22 protein-coding genes are annotated in these 26,570 nt (G+C 37.3%); 15 read left to right on the forward strand and 7 right to left on the reverse strand.

From position 1 onward, the window contains the following. The first annotated feature begins 23 nt into the window (after window positions 1–23). The 4 genes from PR767_RS05705 to yegD all read left to right on the forward strand — a co-directional run bounded on the left by PR767_RS05705 (window position 24) and on the right by yegD (window position 5,425). Window positions 24–1,898, forward strand: a complete 1,875-nt coding sequence (locus PR767_RS05705) for a heme lyase CcmF/NrfE family subunit (RefSeq protein ID WP_272519998.1) — start codon at window positions 24–26, stop codon at window positions 1,896–1,898. After that, window positions 1,891–2,937, forward strand: a complete 1,047-nt coding sequence (gene nrfF / locus PR767_RS05710) for a heme lyase NrfEFG subunit NrfF (RefSeq protein WP_272519999.1) — start codon at window positions 1,891–1,893, stop codon at window positions 2,935–2,937. Before PR767_RS05705 ends, nrfF begins: the two co-directional genes overlap by 8 nt. 329 nt (window positions 2,938–3,266) lie before the next feature. Further along, on the forward strand, window positions 3,267–3,665 hold the full coding sequence (locus tag PR767_RS05715; protein ID WP_117162786.1) for a hypothetical protein: 399 nt from the start codon (window positions 3,267–3,269) through the stop codon (window positions 3,663–3,665). Window positions 3,666–4,072: 407 nt separating this feature from the next. Further along, window positions 4,073–5,425, forward strand: coding sequence for a molecular chaperone (gene yegD / locus PR767_RS05720; protein ID WP_272520000.1), 1,353 nt, complete (start codon window positions 4,073–4,075; stop codon window positions 5,423–5,425). A gap of 82 nt (window positions 5,426–5,507) precedes the next feature. Here the strand turns inward: yegD and PR767_RS05725 are convergent, their stop codons facing one another. Both PR767_RS05725 and PR767_RS05730 read right to left on the reverse strand, forming a co-directional pair. After that, entirely contained in the window at window positions 5,508–5,987 is a 480-nt protein-coding gene (locus PR767_RS05725; RefSeq protein WP_004913390.1) for a DUF4822 domain-containing protein, read from the reverse strand. A 185-nt stretch (window positions 5,988–6,172) separates the two neighbouring features. After that, window positions 6,173–7,033 carry a LysR family transcriptional regulator gene (locus PR767_RS05730; protein WP_272520001.1) on the reverse strand — a complete coding sequence of 287 codons (861 nt, stop codon included), beginning with the start codon at window positions 7,031–7,033 and terminating at the stop codon, window positions 6,173–6,175. A gap of 109 nt (window positions 7,034–7,142) precedes the next feature. On the opposite strand from PR767_RS05730, the gene PR767_RS05735 reads away from it, so the two are divergent. From PR767_RS05735 to dmsD, 7 genes are all read left to right on the forward strand, one after another. Then, window positions 7,143–7,613, forward strand: a complete 471-nt coding sequence (locus PR767_RS05735; RefSeq protein ID WP_272520002.1) for a multidrug/biocide efflux PACE transporter — start codon at window positions 7,143–7,145, stop codon at window positions 7,611–7,613. Window positions 7,614–7,991: 378 nt separating this feature from the next. Continuing rightward, a complete protein-coding gene (locus PR767_RS05740) occupies window positions 7,992–8,459 on the forward strand; it encodes a hypothetical protein (protein ID WP_272520003.1) in 468 nt (155 codons plus the stop codon). Window positions 8,460–8,751: 292 nt separating this feature from the next. Next, window positions 8,752–9,495, forward strand: a complete 744-nt coding sequence (locus PR767_RS05745; RefSeq protein WP_004913397.1) for an energy transducer TonB — start codon at window positions 8,752–8,754, stop codon at window positions 9,493–9,495. 476 nt (window positions 9,496–9,971) lie between these two features. Further along, a complete protein-coding gene (gene ynfF / locus PR767_RS05750; RefSeq protein ID WP_147318183.1) occupies window positions 9,972–12,398 on the forward strand; it encodes a selenate/tellurate reductase subunit YnfF in 2,427 nt (808 codons plus the stop codon). Window positions 12,399–12,408: 10 nt separating this feature from the next. Then, window positions 12,409–13,026: a DMSO/selenate family reductase complex B subunit gene (locus PR767_RS05755; protein ID WP_004913401.1), complete on the forward strand. Its 618-nt coding sequence runs from the start codon at window positions 12,409–12,411 to the stop codon at window positions 13,024–13,026. A 1-nt stretch (window position 13,027) separates the two neighbouring features. Next, window positions 13,028–13,885: a DmsC/YnfH family molybdoenzyme membrane anchor subunit gene (locus PR767_RS05760; protein WP_109912725.1), complete on the forward strand. Its 858-nt coding sequence runs from the start codon at window positions 13,028–13,030 to the stop codon at window positions 13,883–13,885. Between the two features lie 121 nt (window positions 13,886–14,006). Continuing rightward, window positions 14,007–14,624, forward strand: coding sequence for a Tat proofreading chaperone DmsD (gene dmsD / locus PR767_RS05765; protein ID WP_004913405.1), 618 nt, complete (start codon window positions 14,007–14,009; stop codon window positions 14,622–14,624). A 144-nt stretch (window positions 14,625–14,768) separates the two neighbouring features. Here dmsD and PR767_RS05770 read toward each other — a convergent pair whose 3' ends face one another. From PR767_RS05770 to PR767_RS05785, 4 genes are read right to left on the reverse strand one after another with little or no spacing between them, the layout of a single operon-like run. Further along, complete coding sequence (locus PR767_RS05770; protein WP_004913408.1) at window positions 14,769–15,911, reverse strand: trans-sulfuration enzyme family protein; 1,143 nt, start codon at window positions 15,909–15,911, stop codon at window positions 14,769–14,771. A gap of 23 nt (window positions 15,912–15,934) precedes the next feature. Continuing rightward, entirely contained in the window at window positions 15,935–16,933 is a 999-nt protein-coding gene (locus PR767_RS05775) for a D-cysteine desulfhydrase (RefSeq protein WP_004913413.1), read from the reverse strand. Between the two features lie 16 nt (window positions 16,934–16,949). After that, window positions 16,950–18,374, reverse strand: a complete 1,425-nt coding sequence (locus PR767_RS05780) for a Na+/H+ antiporter NhaC family protein (RefSeq protein WP_109912727.1) — start codon at window positions 18,372–18,374, stop codon at window positions 16,950–16,952. 46 nt (window positions 18,375–18,420) lie between these two features. Further along, a complete protein-coding gene (locus PR767_RS05785; protein WP_109912728.1) occupies window positions 18,421–19,566 on the reverse strand; it encodes a trans-sulfuration enzyme family protein in 1,146 nt (381 codons plus the stop codon). Between the two features lie 1,212 nt (window positions 19,567–20,778). On the opposite strand from PR767_RS05785, the gene PR767_RS05790 reads away from it, so the two are divergent. The 3 genes from PR767_RS05790 (at window position 20,779) to dbpA (ending at window position 25,019) form a co-directional block, all read left to right on the forward strand. Continuing rightward, window positions 20,779–21,909: a M20 family metallopeptidase gene (locus tag PR767_RS05790; RefSeq protein WP_004913419.1), complete on the forward strand. Its 1,131-nt coding sequence runs from the start codon at window positions 20,779–20,781 to the stop codon at window positions 21,907–21,909. Between the two features lie 23 nt (window positions 21,910–21,932). Next, complete coding sequence (locus tag PR767_RS05795; protein ID WP_272520004.1) at window positions 21,933–23,372, forward strand: YfcC family protein; 1,440 nt, start codon at window positions 21,933–21,935, stop codon at window positions 23,370–23,372. Window positions 23,373–23,645: 273 nt separating this feature from the next. Continuing rightward, window positions 23,646–25,019 carry an ATP-dependent RNA helicase DbpA gene (dbpA, locus tag PR767_RS05800; protein ID WP_110732119.1) on the forward strand — a complete coding sequence of 458 codons (1,374 nt, stop codon included), beginning with the start codon at window positions 23,646–23,648 and terminating at the stop codon, window positions 25,017–25,019. A gap of 69 nt (window positions 25,020–25,088) precedes the next feature. Here the strand turns inward: dbpA and PR767_RS05805 are convergent, their stop codons facing one another. Continuing rightward, window positions 25,089–25,532 carry a PACE efflux transporter gene (locus PR767_RS05805; protein ID WP_004262335.1) on the reverse strand — a complete coding sequence of 148 codons (444 nt, stop codon included), beginning with the start codon at window positions 25,530–25,532 and terminating at the stop codon, window positions 25,089–25,091. Window positions 25,533–25,633: 101 nt separating this feature from the next. Between PR767_RS05805 and PR767_RS05810 the strand changes: the two genes are divergently transcribed. Beyond that, window positions 25,634–26,518: a LysR family transcriptional regulator gene (locus PR767_RS05810; protein WP_164528526.1), complete on the forward strand. Its 885-nt coding sequence runs from the start codon at window positions 25,634–25,636 to the stop codon at window positions 26,516–26,518. The last annotated feature ends 52 nt before the right edge of the window (window positions 26,519–26,570 follow it).

The raw sequence follows: 26,570 nt of genomic DNA on the forward strand, positions 1-26,570 counted from the left end.
TCACTCAATAATAAGGGTAATCATTGGAACTAATACTCCCAGAAATTGGCTTTCTCTGCCTCGCATTGGCACTCTGTATTGCCTGTTTCCAAGCATTGTTTGGAGTTATTGGTTTCTTCCGCCATATTCCGAGGCAAATGCCTCGGAGTATTCTTTGGACCTACTTACAGTTTCTTTTCTTGCTCGTTGCCTATGTTTGTTTAACTCTCAGCTTTATTCAAAGTGATTTTTCAGTCGTGTATGTGGCGCAACATAGCCACCGGCTATCGCCGCTATATATTAAAATTGCCGCAGTATGGGGAGGCCATGAAGGCTCAATATTTCTTTGGCTACTGTTTATCTCTGCTTGGAGTTGCCTATTTGCATGGTGTTATCGTCGGCAAACTCACCCCGTATTTCCTCTCACATTAACCCTACTCGCTATTATTAGTACCGCATTATTACTGTTTATCGTCTTTTATTCGGACCCCTTTGTTCGCATTTTCCCTCCTGCTATTGAAGGGAGAGATCTCAACCCAATGCTGCAACATTGGGGGTTGATATTACACCCTCCACTACTTTATTTAGGTTATAGCGGGTTAATGGTCGTAACCGCCTTGGCACTTGCATCCACGCTGTGCACGCAATTTAACCAAACTGTTGCAAGGCTCTGTTGGCGCTTTGTCGTTCCTAGTTGGTGCATACTCACTTTGGGTATCACACTGGGTTCATGGTGGGCATACAGTGAACTTGGTTGGGGTGGATGGTGGTTTTGGGACCCAGTTGAAAATGCATCGCTGTTACCATGGCTAAGTGCAACTGCGTTATTCCATAGCCTTACCATTTCATACAAAACGGGTCATTATCGTCATTGGTCAATATTACTGGCGATCCTCACATTTATTTTATCTCTATTGGGCACGTTGATTGTACGCTCAGGTATTTTAATGTCTGTCCATGCGTTTGCTTTAGATAACGTTAGGGCTGTCCCCCTCTTTTTACTATTCAGTTTCCTGAGTTTCGGTGCTTTATGTATATATGGTTGGAAAGCTAAAAACATTGATAATTTACCAACCAAAACTAATCGCCGTCAGCTTTATTTATTACTCACTTTAATCCTATTTTCTACTGTATTATTTATTGTCCTGACGGGCACACTTTACCCGATGATTTACACGTTATTTGGTTGGGGAAAAATATCGGTTGGGGCACCTTATTTTAACCAAGCATTACTACCATTTGGTATTTTGATGCTAATCATAATGGCGGTAAGTGCCATTTATCCGCTTAACAAAACTCGGATTAAAGCCCAATGGCGTATTCTTTTCATTATACTTCTCAGTGTATTAGTAAGCTTATCTCTTTGGTCTAAAGGGATTATTATCGCTCTTTCTTGTGGTTTTTTATTTGCTATTTTACTTATCTTTTGGCTACGACCCATCGATGCTATTCGTCAACAATTCCCTTCCCTTATCGCTCATACAGGGGTTGTGATTTTTGCGGCTGGCATTGCCTTATCCATTGGTAGTCACCATGAAACCAGTGTTAGTCTTTCTGTTGGGCAATCTATTTCACTCGCAGATTATCAATTTCAATTCAACGAGTTGCAACTTGAAGCTAAATCTAATTACACTACCGAAAAAGCCATTATACAAATTAGCAAAGCTAACCAACCATTACACCAGCTAATCACCGAGCGCCGCTTTTATACTGCTCGCCAGCAATTAATGATTGAACCCGGTATATATTGGGGGTGGCTACGTAATTGGTATGCGGTATTAGGTGAGAAAACGGGAACAAATAGCTATGCAATACGCCTTTACGTACAAGATGGCATTCAATGGATTTGGAGCGGTGCGTTTGTAATGTGTTTTGGCCTATTAATAAGCTGGATAAAAGGGAGGATAAAAAATGCTTAAAACCCTATTAGCACTATTTTTCCTATGTTGCTCTTTTATATCCAATGCTCAGATTGTTGAAGTGTGGCAATTTAATTCTATTGAAGAACAAGAATATTCTTTGCAAATAGCCTCACAATTACGTTGTCCGCAGTGCCAAAACCAAAACTTACTCGAATCCAATGCACCCACTGCAGTAAGTATGCGCCACCAAGTTTTTAAAATGGTTGCAGAGGGGAAAGATAAAGCGCAAATCATGCATTATATGACCGAGCGATATGGCGATTTCGTGCTGTATAACCCTCCCTTGACTATTGGCACCGCACTGCTTTGGGGATTACCGGGCATTGCTCTAGTTGGCATTTTTTATTTCATTTTCAAATTTTATCGCTCACAAAAACAGCCGATTTTAGAGAACAATTTTCACCATCAGCAGGTATTCGAGCAATTATTGTCAGATGATGTAACAGCGCCATCAGTTGCAAAGCAATGGCATATTAATAAATTACTCGCCATATTAATGGTGTCAGTTGTTATTGGTTACTTTTTTTCGCCTCGGTTTGAATTAGCCTACCAGGAATACCAACGTATTTCAGATCCTCTACTCTCATTCACACCATTGCAGCAAGAACAAAATGATTTATTACGCTTGCAAGATGATATTCGCCAATCCCCTAAAAATAGTGAGCTTTGGGCTACACTAGGTGAATACTATCTCTATCAAAATAGTTATGATAACGCATTAATTGCTTATCATAGAGCGTTAAAATATGGAGGAGAAAATGCTCAGATATACTCCGCTATTGCAACCGTTTTATATTACCAAGCAGGTCAACAACTAACAGAAGATGTCAGAGCGGTAATCAACAAAGCATTAAACCTTGATAAACAAGAAATTACTGCTTTAATGCTAGTCGCTTCAGATGCTTTTATGAATGCAAATTATGAACAAGCAATTGATATTTGGCAAAAATTATTAGATAGTAATAGTTCTCGTATTAATCGTTCTCAACTCATTGAAGCTATTCATATGGCAAAAATAATGAAGAACAAAAAATAATAATCTTATTCTATATATTTTCGTTACTCTAGGGATTAATACATACTGAATTATCACAATAGTGATAAAGTATCCTTTTATGAAATGTCTATTTATTTAAATGTGTAATTTTTCGTTTCTTATTGGTTACCATTGTTTCCCTTCTATATTACTTCAAATAATCTTATGTTAGATTGGTAACCGTTAATTATCCCAAATGTAATCCAAGTACATCTCCGTAAGTGAAATCACCAATTAAAAGTTAGCCTATGGCAATGAATTTTTATTCAATTTTTATATTTTGGCATTCATTGGGAGATTCAAAACTAATAACATAAGAAATAAATACTATGAAAAATAAAATATTTTCATTTTTAGTCGTTGGCCTAATTGCAGGCGCTTCCTTTATAGGAGGCGTTGTAAGTAACTATACACCTGATTTAGATATTGTAGAAAAATCTCAAAAAGCGGTTGAGGATTTTTTAGCATTCCCCAAAACGGCCGAGTATAAAAATGTTAAATATCATGAGATAAGAGAAACCTTAGACCATGGTATGCTAGGTTATGTATGCGGTGAAGTGCTTATTTTCACTAGCCAAAACTCATATTCATTTAAACGTTTTGTGGTCAAAACCTATCTTCATAATGACGGCCGTAATGTTGTTTCTATTCCATTAATTGATAGAGATGATAAAGAATTTCCTAATAATGATTTTAATATAATTTGGAATAAGTATTGTAATAGTTAAATATATATAAAACCCAACTGTTTAAATAAGATATTTCTGAGAATCTCTTTAACATTACATTAGAATGTTAAAGAGGAAGAGAAATAAAATATTACATCACAAACCACACTCTAAATAAAAATAGCTTTAAATAACCTTAATATTATCGATAGGTATTTTTATTTATCCACCTTAAGCTAAATTAATTACGCCTTTTTTATGAACATCAATAAATCAATCCTTCTATAACGGTTGCATTTTGTCATAGTGCTTCTGTGCTTTCAGAGCATCTAGACAACATACAATCAATTCAAGCTATCTCCTTTTGAGTTTTCCCCTTCATATCGAACTATTTTTTCGATAGTAATTCATTCCTGCTTGATATAAAGTCTCTGCCTTTTTTCAAAGTCGTTACTCTTGGAGGCGAAATGTTTATTGGTTTTGATTACGGTACATCTAACTGTGCTGTCGCAGTCATGAAAAACGGGATACCCACACTATTACCATTAGAAGGCGATAACGTTTATATTCCATCAACCTTATGCGCGCCAACAAGAGAATCAGTTTCTGAGTATTTATTTCGCCATTTTAAAATCTCCCCCTCGAATGAAATCGGACAACAAATTTTAAAAAGATCTATCGCGTTTAACCGTGATGAAGGGATCGATTTACTACCCGAGGACATTGTATTTGGGCAAGCTGCTTTAGATTTATATCTGAGCGACCCTAGAGATGTTTATTATGTAAAATCCCCAAAATCTTTTTTAGGGGCTTCAGGCTTACATGATACTCAAATTAGTTTTTTTGAAGACCTTGTCTGCGCGATGATGAAAAATATAAAGGATACTGCAGAACATTCTTTACAGCAGGTTATTGATGACACAGTCATTGGCCGGCCAATTAACTTTCATGGGCGTGGCGGGGAACTTTCAAATCAACAAGCAGAATCCATACTCTATCGTGCGGCAAAACGCGCAGGTTTTAATCATATTGCTTTCCAGTTCGAACCTGTTGCTGCCGGGCTTGAATATGAATCCACATTAAGTAAAGACCAGATCATCTTAGTCGTTGATATTGGCGGTGGAACAACAGACTGTTCATTAATTCAAATGGGACCGACTTATCGAGGTGCACAAGACAGAACACAATCCTTACTTGCACATAGTGGCCAACGAGTGGGTGGAAACGACCTTGATATTTACCTAGCATTAAAACAATTGATGCCACTTTTTGGGATGGAAAGCCAATCTTTATCGGGCATTAAAATGCCATTTCTACAATTTTGGAACCCGATTGCTATCAATAATGTTGAAGCGCAAAAAGAATTTTACTCACGACAAAATTTGACGGCGTTAACACGCTTAAAGCAAGATGCAAAAGAACCTCAAATAATATCTCGATTGTTAGAAGTTTATAATGAAACATTAGGTTATAGCTTAGTACGTAAAGCTGAAGAAGCTAAAATTGCTTTATCGGACGCTTCCAGTTATTTAGCTCAAATTAAATTAATTTCTGAAAAACTAGAAGTGAATATTCCACATGAACAAATGGTGGAATCAATTGAATCACCAAAAAGTAAAATGATTGAATTAGTTAAAGAGGCTGTCAACCAAGGTGGGGTCAAACCTGATGCTATTTACGTTACAGGTGGAAGTGCTCGCTCACCAGTATTACACCAAGCAATTAGCCAAGAATTACCAAATATTCCGATAATACGTGGAGATGATTTTGGTTCCGTTACTGCTGGACTAACGCGCTGGGCAGAAACCTGTTTTAAATAAAGCTACAATAGAGCAATAATGCCGCAGAATAAATTACTCAATCAATGAGCTTTATATCTAGACTGCGGCATTGGTTTAAATGTTATTTTTTAACTTTATGGACAATATCAAAGTACTTATCTTTGCTATCTTGCTCTGGATAAATACGATACGTATATTCTTCAGGTGTTACTGTGACATTTTCAACAACACGAGTAAATAAAACTTTACCGTCATCATCTTTCGCTGTTAATGAGCGGCTTTTGCCATTTTCATCAAATGACCAGTCACCTTTCATTTTTGGTTTGCCATCGAACGTGGTCATATTAAAAGTCCCGTCTGGATAATATTCGGCAACCCCAAAGAAGTTTGCAACTTGTTTATCTTCTGCATTAACTTCTTTTTTATCTTGATCTAAAGCTTCTGTCGTTACCCAGACTTTGCCTACCATAATTTCTTCGTAAGCATTTAATTTATGTTCTGCCTTCTGTGATTGGCTTGCTGCTGGAGTTGTAGCTGCATTAACAGCAAATGACATAGTAGATACAACAGCAAAGAGTGTAGGTACTAATAATTTTTTCATTTTTATCCTCTAATAAATTAACTCAAACAACAACTTGATTAAGTTTAGATTAGCGATATAAAGCCAACTTTAAAAATTATATTACGTTTATTTACAAGATAACATCTTATTACATTTAACATAGACTGTTTTACAAAATAAAATATAGTACAAACACATTGATTTTAAAATTAATCTCCTTAAATTTAGCTATTAAGTAATTTATTAATCAGCCAGTAACCCGCTTTCCCTGGTGGATTATTCTTAGACCAAACTAAATCCACATCAATTTTACGTGGCCATAAATCATAATTAATACTCACTAAACGGTTATGGCCAAATTGCTTAACTAACCATGTCGGTAATATTGCCCATCCAGCTCCTTGTTCTGCCATTTCTAATAATAGTAAATAATTTGGTGCAAACCAGTTCTTTTCACTATTAATAATAATTTGGCTACTACTGCTTAGCCGTAGTTGGCGTGTCATTGTTAAATGCTGATAAATAATTTTTTTCTCTTTAGCTTTAGCTAATGGATGGCTATTTAATACATATAAACCTAATTCACCTTGAATAGGTAAACGAGAAAAAGAAATATCTGCAGGATATTCTGTTCGAGATTCCATCATACCAACATGAGCCTGTTGGTTTTGGATCATTTCAATAACGGCATTATTTTCTGCAATTAAAAACTCGAACTCAAGATGCGGAAATTGTCTATCTAATGTCGTTACAATATGTTCAGCATGAGGGGGCTGATAAATATCTGAAAAAGCGCAGCTTAATCTTGGTTCTATATCTGGTAGCAGTTCAACTCGAAGCGCTTGAAGACGCTCATCTGCCGATAAAATATCCTCAACTAAACTCAAAACTTTTCTACCTGCAAAAGTTAATGTTGATTCACGTCCCTGCCTATCGAATAACAAAAAGCCCAAGTCGTCTTCAAAACCACTGATTGTCGTACTCACAGTTGATTGGCTTTTATTTAATTTACGAGCCGCAGCAGAAAATGACTTTAGGGATGCCGCCTCCACAAAGGTACGTAATGTTTCTATAGAATAATTCATAAGGTATCGCTTTTTTCGATGGCTGCCATTTTGTATATATATAAAAAATAGCAAATAATTGCATCCGATTTTTACCCAAAAAATAATTTTCCATATCTTTGAGGTAGTTATGAGCAGGTATACAAAAACATTAACTGAACGAATTTTTCATGCGGTTTCATTTGAAGTCATCGCGATCGCGATAACTGCACCGGTCAGTGCGTGGCTTTTAGGACGCTCAATTTTCCAAATGGGAACAGTCGCTATTGTCTTGTCGACACTGGCAATGCTATTAAACTTATTTTATAACATGGTCTTTGATCGTTATTGGCCCTTATCCAAAGGGCCTCGCCCAGCCAAAGTACGCATTTTTCACGCCGTTGGATTTGAATTGAGCTTTGTGATCATGGGTGTACCAATGCTGGCGTTTTTACTTAAAATGTCATTCTTAGACGCATTCTTACTTGAAATCGGCTTTTTTGCCTTTTTCTTATTTTATACTTATGCGTTTAATCTTGTATATGACATCTTACGTGAGCGTTGGTTTGCGAATAAAGAAAATGCAATACGCGTCTCAGAAACAGCGGTTAAACGTTCTTAATTTTAATTAAATATTCAAACACCGTGTAGCTTATCTATACGGTGTTATTTATGTATCATAAATACGATAAACACGCCGAAATAATTCTCTCTTTTTTTTTTGCAAAATGATGAATGCGTTTTATGCACTCATCATATGCATAGATGTCAATTTCATCATTGAACATGATCACCTATATTGACGCCATCGTAATGATTAGTCCTACGATAACTTTATAAAAATACTACTTAGATGCGTTTATCTATCAATAACAAACCTAAGTTCGAGTGCAGTAAATGGAAGTTAAACATTAAATTCTTTCATTTTTTATAACTCATTTATATAAAGTTATCCATTATTTTATCCAAAGTTTAGGCAATGTTATTTAAAGGTATTCCGATGAACAAACTATTTATTTCTTCTGCACTTTTTCTGGTATTTAGTTTAAGTGCTCATTCAGACGTAACCGCACATAAAAATGCCATTATTTCACTCAGTTTTATTGAAAATAATACCGCTTATGCAAACCAAGCCGCTATTGCTAACCATGCAAAAGCCGCTAATTTATCACCTAATGGTATCCAAGGTATTACGAAATCTTTTGCACAGATGAATTCGCATGAAAAAGCCGCTACTGCATTAAGTTTTAATGAAAATAATATGTCCGCAGCGAACCAAGCAGCCATTAATTCACATCTAAAAGCTGGTAATTTAGCAACAGATAAAATTAATGGTATCAGCAAAAGTTTTTTAGCAATGGATGGACATGAAAAAGCCGCAGTCGCGTTGAGTTTTACCGAAAACAACCAATCCCCTTCTATCAAATACGCTGTACAACAACACTTAAGCAGGAGCCAGACAAAATAATAAAATAGAGAATGATATTTAACTGATTTATCACACAATTAATCTTATTAAGGCTTGGTGACTCACCAAGCCTTTTTCATTTTTAAATTATATTATTAAAAATCAATACATTAACAGCAAATAACATATACCCATCAAAGTTGATAATAACTATCATTTGCAATTGATAATTATTAACATATAATTCGAATCGTTATTTTATCTTATGAGTTATAACTCAAGCATAACTACTTAAGACCTGTTTTGGTCTACCCTCTTTAGGTTCAACAAGAAAGAATATTGAGGTCTTATGATGAGTCGAAAATTAATCACTTTTACGCTATCCATAACACTGCATATTCTTGTTATTGGGTACTTAACCTATGTTACGGCTCAATCATTATCCTTAAAAAACCAAGCACAACAGGATGCGCCGATTATATCGATCGCATTGACTCAAGCGGTTAACGTTGCAGAACCTGAAGAGCTCCCCCAACCGATAGAACTCCCTAGTGAGGTAAAAATAGAACCCAGCCCAATTATTGAAAATGCCGCCATTGTTGTGCCTAAAAAGCAAAAAAAGGTGAGCAAAACACAAAAAGAACCCGTAAAACCCAAAGAACTCACTAAAAAAACTGAAAACACTCGCAAACAAGCTGATTCCGAAATTAAAAATGATTTACCGATTGCACAACAACAAAAAGCCGGTGACCTTGTTTCTTCTCAATCAGCAGGAATTAAAGGCCCCAAAAACCAACATGCGACTAGTGACACTAATAGCCAACTAATTAATGCCTATCGAGAAAAACTGCGCCAAGAAGTTGAGCGAAACAAGCAATACCCTCGCCGCGCAAAAAAAATGAAAAACCGTGGTATCGCAACTATTCAATTTCAATTAAGCCAAACCGGAGAAATTAGTTTAATTCGCTTAGCAAGCAGTTCAGGAAATGATTTATTAGATCAAGCCGCTTTACTTGCAGTACAAAAAAGCCGCTCTGTCGGTAAGCCACCAGCAGGTTTTGCTCAATCTATCACTCTCAATATTGAATTTAATTAACCAACACTGATAATAACAATTATTTTCAATAAAAAAGTACACCTTAATTGGATATTAGATGTTCACTTTATAGTTAGTTATTCTGTATTTATTTTTCATTCCAAAAAATAATAATAAATTTTGTTGTTTTTTCAGAACAATCAATGCTTCTAGAGAAATTTATTATTATTTTACAACTATATGACTAAAAGTCTTCTCCCTATTTTCCGAAAATGGCCTTACCGAGAGAAATATTTTCTCTACAAAACTCAATATTAACATTTCTAAATTTTTAGACACGAGCAATAAAAATAAAACCTGTTTTTATTCATAACGTTATAATGATATTAATTATCATTAATATTTATTTATTATAAAAAAGTTACCAGTTTTGCAAATATAACTTCGTTGATATGGCGCAAAAAAAACTAAATATGTCAGAGTAAGATAGCCCCTGAATAACACTATATTTAATATGGTCATAAAGGCTAATATCAATGAATACAAAAAATAAATTATTAAATAGCCCTATCTCAAGGCGCAATGTCGTGAAATCTGGCGCTGCTGGCGGTTTATTTGCTGCAGTTGGCGGTTTATCACTTCCTTTTAATGCAAAAGCAATCGATACCTCTCAAAACTCAACATCCCCTGAAGAAAAAGCCGTTTGGAGTTCATGTACCGTTAATTGTGGTAGCCGTTGCCTATTACGCCTCCATGTGCGTGACGATGAGGTATATTGGGTTGAATCTGATACCACGGGAAAAGATGAATATGGTAATCATCAAGTCAGAGCTTGCCTGCGTGGTCGCTCAATCCGCAGAAGAATGAATCATCCAGATAGATTGAAATACCCAATGAAACGTGTGGGTAAACGTGGTGAAGGCAAATTTGTCCGAATTTCATGGGAAGAAGCCCTTGATACTGTTGGTAATAGCTTACGCGATATTCTAAAAAATTATGGTAATGAAGCCGTTCACGTTTTATATGGTACTGGCGTTGATGGCGGTAATATCACCAACTCAAATGTTCCTTATCGCTTAATGAATTCATGTGGTGGTTTCCTGAGCCGCTACGGCAGTTATAGTACTGCACAAATTCGTGCAGGTATGAATTACCTATACGGCTCCCAAGAAGCAAATAGCCCCGATGATATTGCAAATACAAAACTAGTTGTGATGTTTGGTAATAACCCTGCCGAAACTCGTATGAGTGGCGGAGGTGTCACTTATTATGTCGAACAAGCGCGCGAACGTTCAAATGCGCGCATGATAGTCATTGACCCTCGTTATAATGACACTGCTTCTGGTAGAGAAGATGAATGGTTACCTATTCGTCCTGGTACTGATGGTGCACTTGCTGCCGCATTGGCTTACGTGATTATTACTGAGGATATGGTCGACCAAGAATTTGTCGATAAATACTGTATCGGCTATGACGAAAAAACCTTGCCAGCTTCGGCACCTAAAAATGGTCACTATAAAGCGTATATTTTAGGCCAAGGTGCTGATGGTATTGCTAAAACACCACAGTGGGCCGCTAAAATTACAGGTATCCCAGCAGATAAAATCATTAAGTTAGCCCGTGAAATAGGCCAAGCAAAACCCGCTTATATTGTTCAAGGTTGGGGACCTCAACGTCATTCAAATGGTGAGCAAACGGTTCGAGCAATTGCCATGTTAGCCATTATTACCGGTAATGTTGGCATTAGTGGTGGAAATTCAGGCTGTCGTGAAGGTACTTATGATTCCGGTGTTGAATGGTTCCCGATGCTCGATAACCCAGTAAAAACCCAGATTTCTGTTTTCACATGGACTGATGCCATCGAACGCGGTACCGAAATGACAGATATTCATGATGGTATCAAAGGGAAAGATAAATTAGATGTTCCCATTAAATTTTTATGGTGCTATGCCAGTAATACATTGATAAATCAGCATAGTGATATCGCTCGCACCCATGAAATTTTACAAGATGACAGCAAATGCGAAATGATTGTCGGCATCGACCACTTCATGACGGCCTCTGCAAAATATTGCGATATTTTACTACCTGATTTAATGCCGACCGAACAAGAAGATCTTATTCCTAGTGAGTCCGCAGGAAACATGTCGTACATGATCTTAGGCCAACCAGCCACTAGCGCTAAATTTGAGCGTAAGCCCATCTATGAAATTTTGTCAGAAATAGCTAAACGCTTAGGCCCTGATGTCGAACAGAAATTTACCGAAGGCCGCACCCAACACGAATGGGTTAAATATTTATGTGAAAAAAGCCGCGAGCGCTTCCCTGATATGCCAACTTATGAAGAAATGAAAACCGTGGGTATTTTCAAGCACAAATGCCCAGATGAGCATGTCATTGGATTTAAAGCCTTCCGAGATAACCCTCAAGCTAATCCACTGAAGACGCCTTCCGGAAAAATAGAAATTTACTCAGAAAGCCTAGCTGAAATAGCAAAAACATGGCAATTAGCACCAGATGATGTGATTGACCCGCTGCCAATTTATACCGAAGGCTTTGAAAGCCATACCGATAGTCTTAATAAAAAATACCCATTACAAATGACAGGGTTTCACTATAAAGCCAGAACACACTCAAGTTATGGCAACATTGATATCTTAAAACAAGCTTGTCGCCAAGAAATATGGATTAACCCTATAGATGCCAAAGCACGTGGTATTAAACAGGGTGATATGGTCAAGGTTTTCAATGACCGAGGTGAAGTTCATATTCCAGCGAAAGTGACACCACGGATCATGCCAGGCGTGACTGCTATGGGCCAAGGGGCTTGGTTAGATGCCGATATGTTTGGCAAAAAAGTAGACCAAGGCGGGTGTATTAATGTCCTCACGACTCAACGCCCTTCACCGCTTGCTAAGGGGAACCCTCAGCATACTAACTTAGTTGAAATTGCAAAACTATAAGGAGCCCGGTATGTCACAACAATATGGTTTTTATATTGATACACAACGCTGTACGGGCTGCAAAACGTGCGAACTCGCCTGTAAAGATTTTAAAAACTTATCCGCTGATGTTCATTTCCGTCGTATTTATGAATATGCAGGCGGCGACTGGACAGAGCAAGATGGTGCATGGCATCAAAATGTATTCTCTTATTATCTTTCCATTTCATGCAACCATTGTGAGGACCCTGCTTGCGTTAAAGTTTGTCCAAGTGGCGCGATGCACAAACGTGAGGACGGCTTTGTCATTGTCGATGAAAGTGTTTGTATTGGTTGTCGTTATTGCCATATGGCATGTCCTTATAGTGCGCCTCAGTTTGATGCAGTTAAAGGGCATATGACTAAATGTGATGGCTGCTATGAACGTGTGGCTGAAGGCAAAAAACCCATTTGTGTTGAGTCTTGCCCGCTACGTGCATTAGATTTTGGGCCCATTGAAGAGCTACGTGCAAAATACGGCACAATCAATGAGATAGCACCTCTACCCGCTGCACATTATACCAAACCCAATATTGTGTTAAATCTCAATGCAAATTGCCGTCCTGTTGGTGACACCACAGGTTATTTAGCGAATCCGGAGGAAGTTTAAAATGGGCGCAGGCTTACATGAATATCCGTTAATCTTCTTTACCGTTATAGGTCAAAGTGTTGCCGGTGCATTTATTCTCATGGCTCTGGTATTGTTAATGAAACCCTTGCAAGAGCAGCATCATAAAATAGTGATGAGCATGTTTGGTTTATGGGCGTTAATGGGAATTGGCTTTTTACTTTCCATGCTGCATATGGGCTCGCCGATGCGTGCATTCAATTCAATGATACGTGTTGGTCATTCCGCTCTTAGTAACGAAATAGTTAGTGGTTCAATATTCTTCGCCTTAGGTGGGGTATATTGGTTACTGTCATTATTGAAAAAAATGCCTAAGTCTATTGGTACTATTTGGTTAATTATCACTATCATTTTTGCGGCAATATTTATTTATGCCATATCCCGCGTTTACCAAATTGATACCGTCCCAACTTGGTTTAATCACTATGGTAGTTTGCAATTTATCCTAACCAGCTTTATTGCAGGGCCTGTTCTTGCCGCATTTTTATTACGCATAGCAAGCTATGATATCAATAACGTCCGTTTCTTTACATTAATCAGTATTGTTGCAGTGGTTGCGAGTAGTATTTTGGTGACGGCACAGGGGTTTGAATTAGGCTCTATCCAAAGCTCAGTACAAAAAGCATCAGAGCTTGTTCCAGATTATGCTTCACTGATGGGTTGGCGTACTGTTTGCTTAACATTAGGGCTAGCTTTCTGGATTTACCCACATGTTAAAATGAAAAACCCTTCAATTATCGGGCTATTAGTCGCCGTATTATTGGTGATTTTTGGTGAATTGATTGGTAGAGGCATTTTCTACGGGCTACATATGACGGTAGGTATGGCTATCGCCGGATAACGACTATTCCATTGTTTTTACGATGATAAGGGGGCTAATTACCTTCTTATCATCGACAACAATCGCATGTTTCGCTACGATCGCACCAAAGCGTCATCATCAACATAGCAAGTGGACAAATATGGAACAAAAATTATTGGCAGATTTTTCGCTTTGCGCGCAAACTTTGGGGGCATTATTTTATTATGACCCTTCTGATGCACGCGTAAATAAACTAATTGATTTATTTACGACGAGCGAATGGTTAGCTGAGTGGCCATTTACTCAGGATTATGATTGCCAACGTATTGATAAACTTTTTCAAGATAGTCTTTCTGAATCAGAAACTTTACAAGAAGCCTACCAGCGCTTATTTATTGGCCCTTATGCATTACCTGCACCACCTTGGGGTTCTGTTTATCTTGATAAAGAAAATGTTATTTTTGGTATTTCGACACTTGAATTAAGAGCATGGCTTCGTAATAACCAAATCAATATTGAATTAAATCAAAAAGAACCCGAAGATCATGTGGGGCTAATATTTCTTCTCACTGCCTGGGTGATTGAAAATAAACCAGAACTGTTACGTGAATTACTAGAAATACATTTTTTACCTTGGGTATATCGCTATTTAGAAAAAATGCAATTGCAAAGCGGGAATGCTTTTTATGAAGCCACTGCGCTGCTGGCGACAGAAACTTTAAGACATATCCAACAAAGCGCTCAATTAACCCCAGCGAATAAAGAGCTTTGTCTTTAGTTTTATATCGTTCAAATAAGCATTTTGTGAAGTAAAAACCCTCTAAATAAATCAGACTATTTAGAGGGCTTAAAATATTATGGGCGTTTTTTAGGTGTGTGGTAGGTATCACTCAGAAGTAAAAATGCGTTACTAATGGCCTAATTACTGTACCTGCGATAAAGCAAAATCGGCATCAGCGAGTAAATCATCTATATCTTCACAGCCCAATGAGAACCGCAATAATCCATCCGTTACGCCTTGCAGTAATCTTTCCTCTTCAGGGATACACGCATGAGACATCATTTTAGGGTAGGAAATAATTGATTCAATTCCCCCTAAGCTGACCGCAACGAGTGGAATACGAATTGCTTCTAAAAATTGTTTTACATTGTCATAGCTACCCAAATCAAAGGAAACCACCATTCCGCCATTTTTGGACTGTTGCATATGAATCATATGGTTTGGGTGTGAAGCTAACCCCGGATAAAAAACGCGTTGTACTTTTGGGTGCTCATTCAGATATTCTGCAAGCTTTTGCGCATTTTCACTAGCTCGTTCAACTCGCATTGCCATTGATTTTAAACCACGCATCGTCAGCCAGCTATCAAATGGAGCTGCAATACTGCCAATAGCCACCGCAGACTTATGTAACCACCTCGCATATTCAGGGTTATTCGTTGCTACTGTCCCCAAGATCACATCACTATGGCCATTTATAAATTTAGTCGCACTATTAATAGAAAAATCAATTCCAAGAGAGATAACATCTGATAACAATGGCGTCATAAAGGTATTGTCACAGATGGTAATAATATTATGCTGTTGCGCAATTTCAATAACAGATTTTAAATCAGTCACTTGTAATGTGGGGTTAGATGGCGTTTCAATATAAAACGCTTTGGTATTCTCCGTTATTGCTTGCTGATAGTTCATTGGGTTAGTCGCATCAACAAATGTCACTGAAATACCATAACGAGGCAGAAATTCAGTCATTAACTGGAAAGAACCACCGTAAATATTTTTGCAAGCAACAATATGGTCACCCTGGCTAAAATTAAGTAATACTGCGCTTATTGCTGCCATTCCTGATGAAAAAATCTCAGCAAATTTCGCGTTTTCAATCGCGCAAATTGCCTCACTTAATGCATCTCTTGTTGGATTGGAAAAACGCGAATAAATATGGTCGTAACTTTCCTCAATATTGGCTTGTGAAAATGTGGATGATTGATATAACGGAATAGAAGAACTTCCGGTATATTTATCTGTCATGGGGTAACCATGAATAACCTTGGTATTAATTTTCATAAGTAAATCGCATTATCAAAAGTCTATTTAATCGTTGCTACATTGATTTCAGAATAAGCAAAAATAGCGGGTGCTCCGCCAGTATGAATAAAAAGTAATGGCTGATTGCCATCAATACTTTCTTTTAAAATATGATCAACTAAACCCGCCATGGCTTTACCGGTATACACAGGGTCAAGTAGTATTCCTTCTTTTTGAGCTAATAGCTCAATGGCTTGTTGGCCCTTGTTATTCGGCTGACCATAGCAAGGTGAAAAATACTGATCCCACAGATTCACTTTAGGAAAATCTGTCAGGTTTAATAATTTACCAATTTCCTGCTGTAAGGTTTCTACCTTAGGTTGTTGCTGCGCAACTGTTCTTGAAACGGTAACACCTATCACTGGAGTTTGAGGAAATACCGATTGTAATCCCATAGCTAGCCCTGCATGCGTTCCTGCGCTACCAGAAGCAACAATAACTGCGGCAAATTCAATATCTTTAGGAGTCTGCTCGGCAACTTCTAATGCACAATTAACATAACCTAATGACCCTAAAGCATTAGAACCACCAATAGGTACAATATAAGCATCTTGCAATCTAAGGGATTCAACTAACGCTTGCATTTGTAAGCTTGGGTCGGTTAACTCATCACAAAAATAACAGCGGGCATTAAATAAATCTGTCAGTTGTTTATTACCATTTGTTAAAAATAATGAATTCAAACTCTGTAATGGGTTTTCTAATAATGCGACACATTCCAGACCATACATTGATGCTATTGCAGCTGTTTGGCGAACATGGTTTGATTGAATAGCCCCTGCCGTAACAATCACCTTAGACTTTTTTTGTATCGCATCTGCAATAATATATTCCAATTTTCGCAGTTTATTGCCCCCCATTGCTAGGGGGGTCATATCGTCACGCTTAATATAAATATCACGGCCTAAATATTCTGAAAGATTATTTAATTTTGCTAACGGTGTTGGTCCTCGAAGTAGATCTATTTTATTTATTGCAGCTAATCGTTGTCTAATGCTCATTATATTATTCACCTTATTAATATGTGAAACCTAAATAGAGATAAACCATCAGCGCAAAAGCGGCAGTCACCGTGGCATAAGGCATTTGGGTACGAATATGCTCAATATGGTCACAATCTGTTGCCATAGAGGCCACAATCGCATCACTGGAAATGGGTGATGTCATATCCCCATAAATTGAACCTGCTATTGCGGCACCAATCATATATTCAACAGGCATTCCGACTGAAAGCCCTAATTGCACACCGATTGGGATCATAATCGCAAATGTCCCCCACGATGTTCCAGTTGCTAATGACATCACCGCACTAATTAAAAATATAAAACCGATTGAGAAAGCCGGTGAAATGACACCAGAGGTAATTTCAGCTATATAAGCACCAGTGTTTAAATCTGAAGAAACGGTTCCCATTAAAAAAGCGAGGATCATCACTGAACTAATTTTTACCATGCTGGCATAGCCGATGTATAACTCTTTAAAGAAAGTCTCAATATTAAGCACACGACGCGCTAAGAACCACACAAAAGAGACTAAAGTTCCAAACATGACTCCCCAATATACCGATGTTGAGCCACTACCTTTACTAAAATCACCATTACCAGTGATATAAAGCGCAATAGGTACCATTAATACTGTTGATAAAATTGGAATAAAAAAGTTAAGAGAGGTATGGCAATTAGGATGCTCAATAATATCTTCATCATCCTGCTCAGTTTCTTCAGCAGACAATAAAGTTAAAGCTTGCTGCTCTGCGCGTAAATCCGCTTTTTTCATTGGTCCCCAAGAAACATTGGAGAAAATATAAAATAATACTGAAGCTAAAGAAAACCACGCCATGATATTAAATACCATTGAGCCTGCTAAAATTTCAAATGGCTCTCCAGTAATTAAACCTTTAGATATTTGTACACCAATAACACCCATCATTGCCGCTCCCCAGCCGTTAATCATGGCTGATGAACAAACTGATACGCAGGAAGTTTGTACAATATAGGACATTTTTTCTGGCGAAACACCGTATTTCTTCGCTAATGTTTTTGTTGATGCTCCAGCAATTAATTGGTTAATTGAACTTTCAATAAAAATTAATGACGTAATAATCATCGCCATTAATTGAACAGCTTTTTTATTTTTAATTAGCCTTGTTTTATTTGTTAATAATTTAACTAATGATCGCACACCACCAGTAACAACGACTAGCCGCATAATACCGCCAATCATTACCATAAATAGGATAGTTTTTGTATTTCCCGGTGATGCAAACGTATTAATAATACCATCGAGCGTTCCGTTTATACCCAATAATATATTATGGTCATATATAACGGTAAAACCAACTATAATCCCCAGCAATAACGATAATATAACTTGTCGTGTAAAAATGGCTAAAAGTATCGTCACCATTGGCGTGACGATGGTCCAAATTCCATAATCATTCATTAGATGCTCTCTTATTATATTTTAATTTTATTTTGATTTTAATAAATTAAGATAGTGCGTTTTCTAAATCATTTAATAAGTCAGTGATATCTTCAATACCTACAGATAAACGTAATGTGGTGTCATATACATGGATACTTTCCCTTTCTTCTTTTGTCATCGACCCATGTGACATCGTTGCCGAATGGTTTACCATGCTTTCAACACCACCCAATGATTCGGCTAATACAAAGTAATTAACTTTAGATAAAAACGTTTTAGTATCTTCAATATCCCCTTTCAATTTAATTGTCACAACTGCTCCACCTGTACGCATTTGCTTTTTACATAATTCATATTGAGGATGTGAAGCTAATCCTGGGTAATAAACCTGTTCCACTTTCGGGTGCGTAGACAAATAGCTAGCAACTTGCGCTGCATTGCTGCATTGTGCCGCCATACGTAACGCTAATGTTTTTAATCCACGTAAAGCAAGGTAGGCGTCAAAAGGAGAAGCAATTGCTCCTAAAGTCGTTTTTAGAAAATCAAGGCGGCTGGCTAAGTCTTCCCTTTGGGTGATCACAGCACCACCAATTAAATCGGAATGACCGCCAATATATTTACTTGCCGATAGCATCACTAAATCAGCACCTAATTCTAACGGCTTTTGGTTCCAAGCTGTTGCAAATGTATTATCAACACAAGTCAAAATATTATGTTTTTTTGCAAGTGAACAAATCGCATTGATATCAACTAACTCCAATAATGGATTAGTTGGGCTTTCAATCCAAATTAAACGCGTATTCTCTTTTATTTTTGTTTTAACTTCATCAAGGTTATTCAAATCTACATAATCTATTTGATGACCGCTATTAATGGTTGAAACTCGTTCAAATAACCGAAATGTTCCACCATAAACACCTTTCATCGCAATAATATGCGAGTCTTTTGGTAATAAATTTAAGACTAAACTTGAAGCCGCCACACCGGATGAGGTTGCTGTTGCATAACTTCCACCTTCAATTTCTGCTAATAAGGTTTCATATGCATAACGCGTTGGGTTGCTGCAACGTGAATAACAATATTCACCATGCTCTGTTAAACTTTGCTGAACAAAAGTACTGGCTGTTGTAATAGCAGGGAAAATAGCATGATTAACGGTATCTTGCTGCTTTCCACCATGAATTAAAATTGTAGCAATATTCTTAGTCATAATCTAAAACCCAATATAGTAAAATAAAAGTGATATCTTTATATTTGTTGCTAAAAAGAATATGCCATAGGGAAATAGAAAATTTTTTCTAAAAATTGGTGTCTTTATTCAAATTAAGAGAAAAATTTTCTATTAAAGAATTAATTTCCTTTTAATTCATAATGTTGATGCGTTTCCCATAAATGAGCGAGCCGTCACAATATTATTATTTTGTTTATCTTCCACAACCGACCAATCCATAAAAAATACATAACCCACTAAAACAAAACAATAAATGTTTTATTAAAGTTAAATATATCATCACGCAATGTAATTATTTAGTAGATATTCTGTCGTTGATTTAACATGAACCCTAGTACTCATACCTATTTTTCCTCTTCTTATACTGCACAATAGGCATATAAGAGAAAGTTATTCTCTTTTACTTTATTTCTTATAATGAGCTATATCACTTGAAAGCTATAACAATTCGATTAATGCAAATCAACACGCAAAAGAATGGCTATCAAGCAACAATATGCTCAAGGACTATTTATAAGATAGGCACAGAGACTAAATTTGATTGAGTTATTTTTAATTTAATCACCCCAATTTTTTGTTTAAAAAAAGTACAATAACTATTACAAACTATGATAAATGAAATGCTACCGCTATTTAAATTATTAGAAAAATGCATGACCACTATATATTTTATAAATTATTCTAATCACTTTTTCTTAAAGAATCTCTATTTAGCCTAGTGCAGAACTATTCATTATAAATTCAAATTTGCTCGAACAAATTCAGTAATGTATTCCATATTACATATCTTCGTAAAATTACTCTCTATATGGGTTTAATTTTTTAGTGAAGAATCATCTTGTATACAAATTATTTATTATGATACAGTCAAAAAATGCCTATGATTCAAGCATCAAGTATCGATATTGGTTATATCCTTTACTGTGATATGACTCGCTTGAGCATAAAAATTTGGGGCATTAGTTTTCCACAATACAAACAATGAGAATCAAAAAAAAACACAATTATTATTTGTAAATTTGAATTTTATCTTTTGTTCTTATCTTTAATAAAAGCCACGTTTTATTTAGCGAAAATCTGAATTATATAAATTTAACTTAATATAAACTCTGTTTTTATATTACCTAAAATTAAATTTACCACAATAAAAACAACTTAATTTTGTAGTAGAGACAATATAAGGAAACAATTATGAATAATAACTTTTCAGTGCATGAAGCCAGTATGCTTGCGCTACTTAAACAAGTAGTCAATATTGAATCAGGTTCTTATGACAAAGAAGGTGTAGATAACCACGCTGCTGTCTGGTGTGAAAAATATCGCGAAATGGGGTTCGAAGTCGAAATCATTGAAAATGAATCACTCGGTAATAATTATCGAATTTATCACCCATCAACAAAGGCTGATATATTAATTTTATTGCATTTAGATACCGTTTTTCCTAAAGGTACCGTTACTGAACGTCCTTTTAGCATTGAAGGTGACCGCGCTTATGGCCCTGGCGTGATTGATATGAAAGGCAGTCATGTCATGGTATATCAAGTCATGAAACAACTTTATGATAATCAAGACATTCGCTATAAAAATATTGAGATTCTCCTCAATTGTGACGAAGAAATTGGTTCTATTTCATCTCGCGGTGTCATTGAACAATGTGCTTTAGGAAAACGCTACGCACTTGTGATGGAACCTGCGCGTGCCAATGGCGCGATAGTGAGTGCTCGCCGTGGTGTTGGGACTTATGTGTTAAATATTGAAGGGAAAGCCTCACATTCAGGTATCGCACCTGAAGCAGGTATTAGTGCAATTCAGGAACTATCATATAAAATTCAAAGCCTACACGCACTCTCAGCTCATGATAAAGGCCTATCCGTTAACGTTGGTTTAATTTCTGGCGGAACCTCCGTTAATACTGTCGCACCGAATGCCAGAGCAGAAATCGATGTTCGTATCTCGTCTGAAGAACAGGGTATTGAAATCGATAAAAAAGTCAGGGAAGTGTGTAGTACACCAATATTAGACGGTATCAAACTCACCTTAACCGGCGGAATTAATCGCCCACCTATGGCTAAAACGGATGAAAGCACCGTTCTTATCAACATCATTAAAGAAGAAGCTGCACAACTAAATATTGATTTACTCGATGTTTCTACTGGTGGTGGCTCTGATGCCTCTTTTACTGCGGGTGTCGGAACTGCCACTGTAGATGGGTTAGGCCCGATTGGTGGTTACCAGCACAGTGATAAAGAATATTTAGAAATACCGTCGCTCACAGAGCGTGCTCAACTATTTTTCAATGTATTACAACGCATTACACAATAAAAAATAATCCAATAGGAAACTCTATGACAACGATGTCAACAAACACAACAACACCACCTAAAAAACGTTCTGAAGGCTTAAATCCTTATGTGCTTTTGTTTTTTATCTTAGTATTGGCAGGCATTGCGACGTGGATCGTTCCCGCGGGGCAATATGCATCAGAAACAAAAGTCATCACCATGGTAAAAGATGGTATAGAAACAAAAGTATCTAGTTCTTATACCATTCCCGGTAGTTATGAGCGCTTACCTGAACAACATGGCATTTTGCCAGGACAAATTTTCACCTCAATTGCCGATGGTCTAATCAAAGCAGCTCCTATTATCTTTTTGATTATTTTCACTGGAGGTGCTTTACATCTTCTTGAAGAAACTGGGGCTATCAAAAAAGTACTCAATAATATCTCGCGCAGTAAAAGGCTTAATGACTTTTTACTAATCAGTATATTCTTTGTCGTTTTTTCTATTTTAGGAACAACAGGAATTGTCGTTAACTCAATTATTGCATTTGTTCCTATCGGTCTTTTAGTTGCTAAATCCGTGGGAATGGACGATAAATTTGGTGCCGCTTTAGTCTATGTCGCGGCTTATTCGGGCTTTAACGCCTCAATCATGGCACCAATGACAGTTGGCCTATCTCAAGGTTTAGCCGACGTCCCGTTGTTATCCGGTCTCGGTTTTAGAATGGCAATTTATATTGCATTTGTTATCGCGGGTATTTTATTTTTAACGATTTATACCAAAAAATGCCGTAACAAGGGTATGGTTCGGCCTGATATTGAGATTAATACTGACGAACACCAAACCTCTAAAATTTCAGCTTTACACGTCATTACCCTTTCCTATAGCGCATTCTGCTTAATCGGATTTATTTTCGGTGCCGTTGAGTGGAGCTGGGGAGAAAAAGAGATGATGGCAATGTTTATCATTTTAGGCGTTGGCGTGGGTATTTTAAACCGTATGTCGCCTAATACCATTGCCACTGGTTTCTTAAAAGGTTGTGCAGGAATGGTAGGCGGCGCGTTTATCGTTGGTATGGCTCGTGCTATTGCTATCGTATTATCTGATGGCATGATTCTGGATACCATCGTTAATGCCATTATTTCAATGATGGACGGTTTACCGAAGACTTTATCTGCCCTTTCCATGTTCGCAACCGCAGCAATTATGCACTTCTTTATTTCATCTGGTTCTGGTGAAGCGGCAGTGCTTGTACCTATTTTCACGCCAATGGGAGATTTATTAGAAATTACTCGCCAAACGACGGTGCAAACTGTATTACTTGGAGAAGGTGTTGTTAACTGTATTAACCCAACATCTGGAATTTTAATGGCTGTACTTGCAACGGCAAAAATTCCTTATACACAATGGGTGAGATTTATTTGGCCATTAGTCTTCACATGGATAGCCATTTCTATTGTCGCTCTCATATATGCAGTAATGACAAATTTAGGTCCTATCTAAAATATCAATATTGAATAATCCACTCTTCTTAGCACCGCTTTTTAGTGGTGCTAAGGGTTGTTGATACAAAATAGAGTAAAAAGGTGTTTTTCTCGTCTTGTGTTATCAACCGCTGTTGTAAATTTTCCATTTCATCACTTCCTGTTGATTTGATTTTGAACTATATCAGTGATAGCCAGGTTCTACATTAATAACGAATTAAAAACAGACAGAGTAAGGTAGGAATAGTATTATTAGCGCCATTATGCCTTTTATTCTATTTGAGATTGTATTGTGACTTCATTTGCTGACCTAAATGCGCTTTCTGCGGAACAACTCGCTAACTTGCAAGAGTTAGGCTACCTAAACATGACGCAGATCCAAGCTGCCGCTCTTCCTCCGATCCTTGCTGGTAAAGACGTTCGAGCACAAGCTAAAACTGGCAGCGGCAAAACTGCTGCTTTTGGTCTGGGCTTATTACAACATATTGATGCCAAGTTATTTAAAACTCAGTCATTAGTTTTATGCCCAACTCGCGAACTTGCAGATCAAGTCGCCAATGAATTGCGCCGTTTAGCTCGCGCTATCCCTAATATCAAAATTTTAACACTCTGCGGTGGTGTACCTTTTAGCGTACAACGCGACTCCCTTGCTCATGCAGCACATATCATTGTTGCTACACCGGGGCGCTTACTTGATCATCTAAATCGTGAAACAGTACAACTTGATGCCTTGCAAACATTGGTTTTAGACGAAGCAGACCGAATGCTCGATATGGGCTTTATGCCAGATATTGAAACCATCATTGACTACGCACCAATTAATAGGCAAACATTATTATTTTCAGCTACTTGGCCAGATGAAATTGCACGAATTAGCCAGCAAATTCAAAATAATCCACAAACCATTGAAATCAATAGTGTTGATGAACTTCCCGCGGTTGAGCAGCAATTTTATGAAGTTGCGCGTCACGAAAAAATTACATTATTACAAAAGCTCTTGAGCCGTGAACAGCCCGCTTCTTGCGTCGTTTTCTGTAATACTAAAAAAGATTGCCAAGCTGTTTATGATGCCTTAACTGCAAGCAAACAAAGTGTCCTAGTGCTTCATGGTGATATGGAACAGCGTGAGCGTGACCAAACTCTTGTGCGTTTTGCTAATGGAAGTAGCCGTGTATTAGTGGCTACGGATGTCGCATCCCGCGGGTTAGATATTAAAGCCCTCGAAATGGTGATTAACTATGAATTATCATGGGATCCTGAAGTGCATGTTCACCGCATCGGCCGAACTGCACGCGCCGGTGAAAGCGGTTTAGCAATTAGTTTATGTGCACCAGAAGAAGCCCAGCGGGCCAATGCTCTAGAAGAAATGTTAAACATGAAGCTTAATTGGCAAGCCGAACCAACAGGTTTACGAGTCACTCCATTAGAAGCGACGATGGTGACCTTATGCCTTGATGGCGGTAAAAAAGCCAAAATACGCCCCGGCGACATTTTAGGTGCCTTGACCGGAGAAGTTGGCCTCAATGGCGACGATATTGGCAAGATTGTGATCCACCCTACCCATGCCTATGTGGCACTCAAACGTGAGGTTGCCGAACATGCTCGCAAGCATTTACAGCAGGGGAAAATTAAAGGGAAATCCGTTAAGGCTAGGTTATTAAAATAATCGGTGTGATTCGTGTTTCCTTCTGCACAATGTTAGTACGCAAGGAAACACGATAATTTTCTTACTTTTTTATGATGTGGCGTTATTCTCTTGCGGTAAGGCAGATTTAGGCAATCCAAAAATCTTATCAAAGGCCCAATTAAAAAAGAAAGTATAAATTGGGATAAAAATAATTAAGGCGAAGTCGAGTATTAACGCCTGTAAAAGACTAATTGATAACCACCATGCAATTAAAGGAATTAAAAAAATCACTAACGTTAATTGAAATAATATAGCGTGTACAAACCGGCGCCTAAAGGTTCTAATGCGTGATTTTTGTTTTGATTCCCAATATTCAAATGCAGTATTGAAAATAAAGTTCCAGCTCACTGCAATAGTCGTTATGACTAAAGCTAATGGGCCTGTTGTTTCCGCTGAATTACCGGAAAGAAAAGCCAATGCCAACGCTGAAATTAACCAGCCAATAACCTCATAAGCCGTTACAAAAACAATTTTACGTTTAATCCCCTGCATTTTCCCACCTCCAAAAATATCATTATCAACAAGGTGGTAAAATAAATATTATTCAATGATAATAAAAGTCAGCTTCTATCAATTTTATTGAAAGGTCAATCATGCCATTTAATAGCGATAACCTAACGATTTTTCTCACCGTGTTAGATAAAGGCTCATTTTCTGCAGCGGCTAGGGCATTAAAACGCGTGCCATCTGCGGTCAGTATGGCAGTCGCTAATCTAGAAGCTGAACTTGGATTTGAACTATTTGATAGACACTCTCGGGAGCCTAAACCCACTGAAAAAGCACTGTCATTAGCCCCCTATGCACGACATATTGTCGCTAACTTATCGCAGCTCAATACGTTTTCTTTAGAATTGACTCAAGGCGTTGAAAGCACGCTGACTATTGGTATTGCGGCAGGTATTAATGCCAATTTACTCTTTGACGCTCTACATATTTTAAGCCAGCGTTACCCTTTACTGCATATTGAGCTGATTACCGCACCTCAAGATGATCTTTTACCGTTACTACATGAACAACAAATTCATCTCGCGATTGTCTTTGGCGGTTTAAATGTTAATTCCCAAGAGCAATTTCATTACATTGGCGAAGAATCAATTATTGCCACCATTTCGGCTAAACATCCCTCTTTGCAAAATAAAACGTCACTCTATATCGAAGACCTTGTTGAAAGCCGCCAAATAATTATTGCAAGTCGTCAACGTGAATTGAGTGATATACGCATTCTAGTTTCTAGTAATTATTGGAAAACAGACAGTTTTTCTTTAGCTCTCGGTTTAGTCGAAAGTGGTATGGGATGGGGAAATTTTCCTTTATCACTGATTAAAGATAAATTACACGATGGTTCACTAAAACCCCTTGAGTTTAAAAATACTCCAAATGGCTTCAAACTGCCTATTCATGTGGTATGTTTGCAAGGTCATGCGCTTAAACGTGGTGCACAAGAATGCATTGAATTACTGAAAAATAAGGTAATTTAAACCCTCAATTATTTATTTTTCCTATTTTTAATTCCATAAATTAAATTATTTC

The sequence above is a fragment of the Providencia sp. PROV223 genome (assembly GCF_028479245.1).
GTDB lineage: Bacteria > Pseudomonadota > Gammaproteobacteria > Enterobacterales > Enterobacteriaceae > Providencia > Providencia rettgeri.

Excerpts from the sequence above, each read along its gene's own strand:
- PR767_RS05740 (WP_272520003.1), top strand. The coding sequence starts at position 7,992 with ATGAACAAACTATTTATTTCTTCTGCACTTTTTCTGGTATTTAGTTTA.
- PR767_RS05795 (WP_272520004.1), top strand. The coding sequence starts at position 21,933 with ATGACAACGATGTCAACAAACACAACAACACCACCTAAAAAACGTTCT.
- PR767_RS05725 (WP_004913390.1), bottom strand. The coding sequence starts at position 5,987 with ATGAAAAAATTATTAGTACCTACACTCTTTGCTGTTGTATCTACTATG.
- ynfF (WP_147318183.1), top strand. The coding sequence starts at position 9,972 with ATGAATACAAAAAATAAATTATTAAATAGCCCTATCTCAAGGCGCAAT.
- yegD (WP_272520000.1), top strand. The coding sequence starts at position 4,073 with ATGTTTATTGGTTTTGATTACGGTACATCTAACTGTGCTGTCGCAGTC.
- PR767_RS05785 (WP_109912728.1), bottom strand. The coding sequence starts at position 19,566 with ATGACTAAGAATATTGCTACAATTTTAATTCATGGTGGAAAGCAGCAA.
- PR767_RS05775 (WP_004913413.1), bottom strand. The coding sequence starts at position 16,933 with ATGAGCATTAGACAACGATTAGCTGCAATAAATAAAATAGATCTACTT.
- nrfF (WP_272519999.1), top strand. The coding sequence starts at position 1,891 with ATGCTTAAAACCCTATTAGCACTATTTTTCCTATGTTGCTCTTTTATA.
- PR767_RS05790 (WP_004913419.1), top strand. The coding sequence starts at position 20,779 with ATGAATAATAACTTTTCAGTGCATGAAGCCAGTATGCTTGCGCTACTT.
- PR767_RS05715 (WP_117162786.1), top strand. The coding sequence starts at position 3,267 with ATGAAAAATAAAATATTTTCATTTTTAGTCGTTGGCCTAATTGCAGGC.
- dmsD (WP_004913405.1), top strand. The coding sequence starts at position 14,007 with ATGGAACAAAAATTATTGGCAGATTTTTCGCTTTGCGCGCAAACTTTG.
- PR767_RS05730 (WP_272520001.1), bottom strand. The coding sequence starts at position 7,033 with ATGAATTATTCTATAGAAACATTACGTACCTTTGTGGAGGCGGCATCC.
- PR767_RS05760 (WP_109912725.1), top strand. The coding sequence starts at position 13,028 with ATGGGCGCAGGCTTACATGAATATCCGTTAATCTTCTTTACCGTTATA.
- PR767_RS05755 (WP_004913401.1), top strand. The coding sequence starts at position 12,409 with ATGTCACAACAATATGGTTTTTATATTGATACACAACGCTGTACGGGC.
- PR767_RS05810 (WP_164528526.1), top strand. The coding sequence starts at position 25,634 with ATGCCATTTAATAGCGATAACCTAACGATTTTTCTCACCGTGTTAGAT.
- PR767_RS05745 (WP_004913397.1), top strand. The coding sequence starts at position 8,752 with ATGAGTCGAAAATTAATCACTTTTACGCTATCCATAACACTGCATATT.
- PR767_RS05735 (WP_272520002.1), top strand. The coding sequence starts at position 7,143 with ATGAGCAGGTATACAAAAACATTAACTGAACGAATTTTTCATGCGGTT.
- PR767_RS05780 (WP_109912727.1), bottom strand. The coding sequence starts at position 18,374 with ATGAATGATTATGGAATTTGGACCATCGTCACGCCAATGGTGACGATA.
- PR767_RS05770 (WP_004913408.1), bottom strand. The coding sequence starts at position 15,911 with ATGAAAATTAATACCAAGGTTATTCATGGTTACCCCATGACAGATAAA.
- PR767_RS05805 (WP_004262335.1), bottom strand. The coding sequence starts at position 25,532 with ATGCAGGGGATTAAACGTAAAATTGTTTTTGTAACGGCTTATGAGGTT.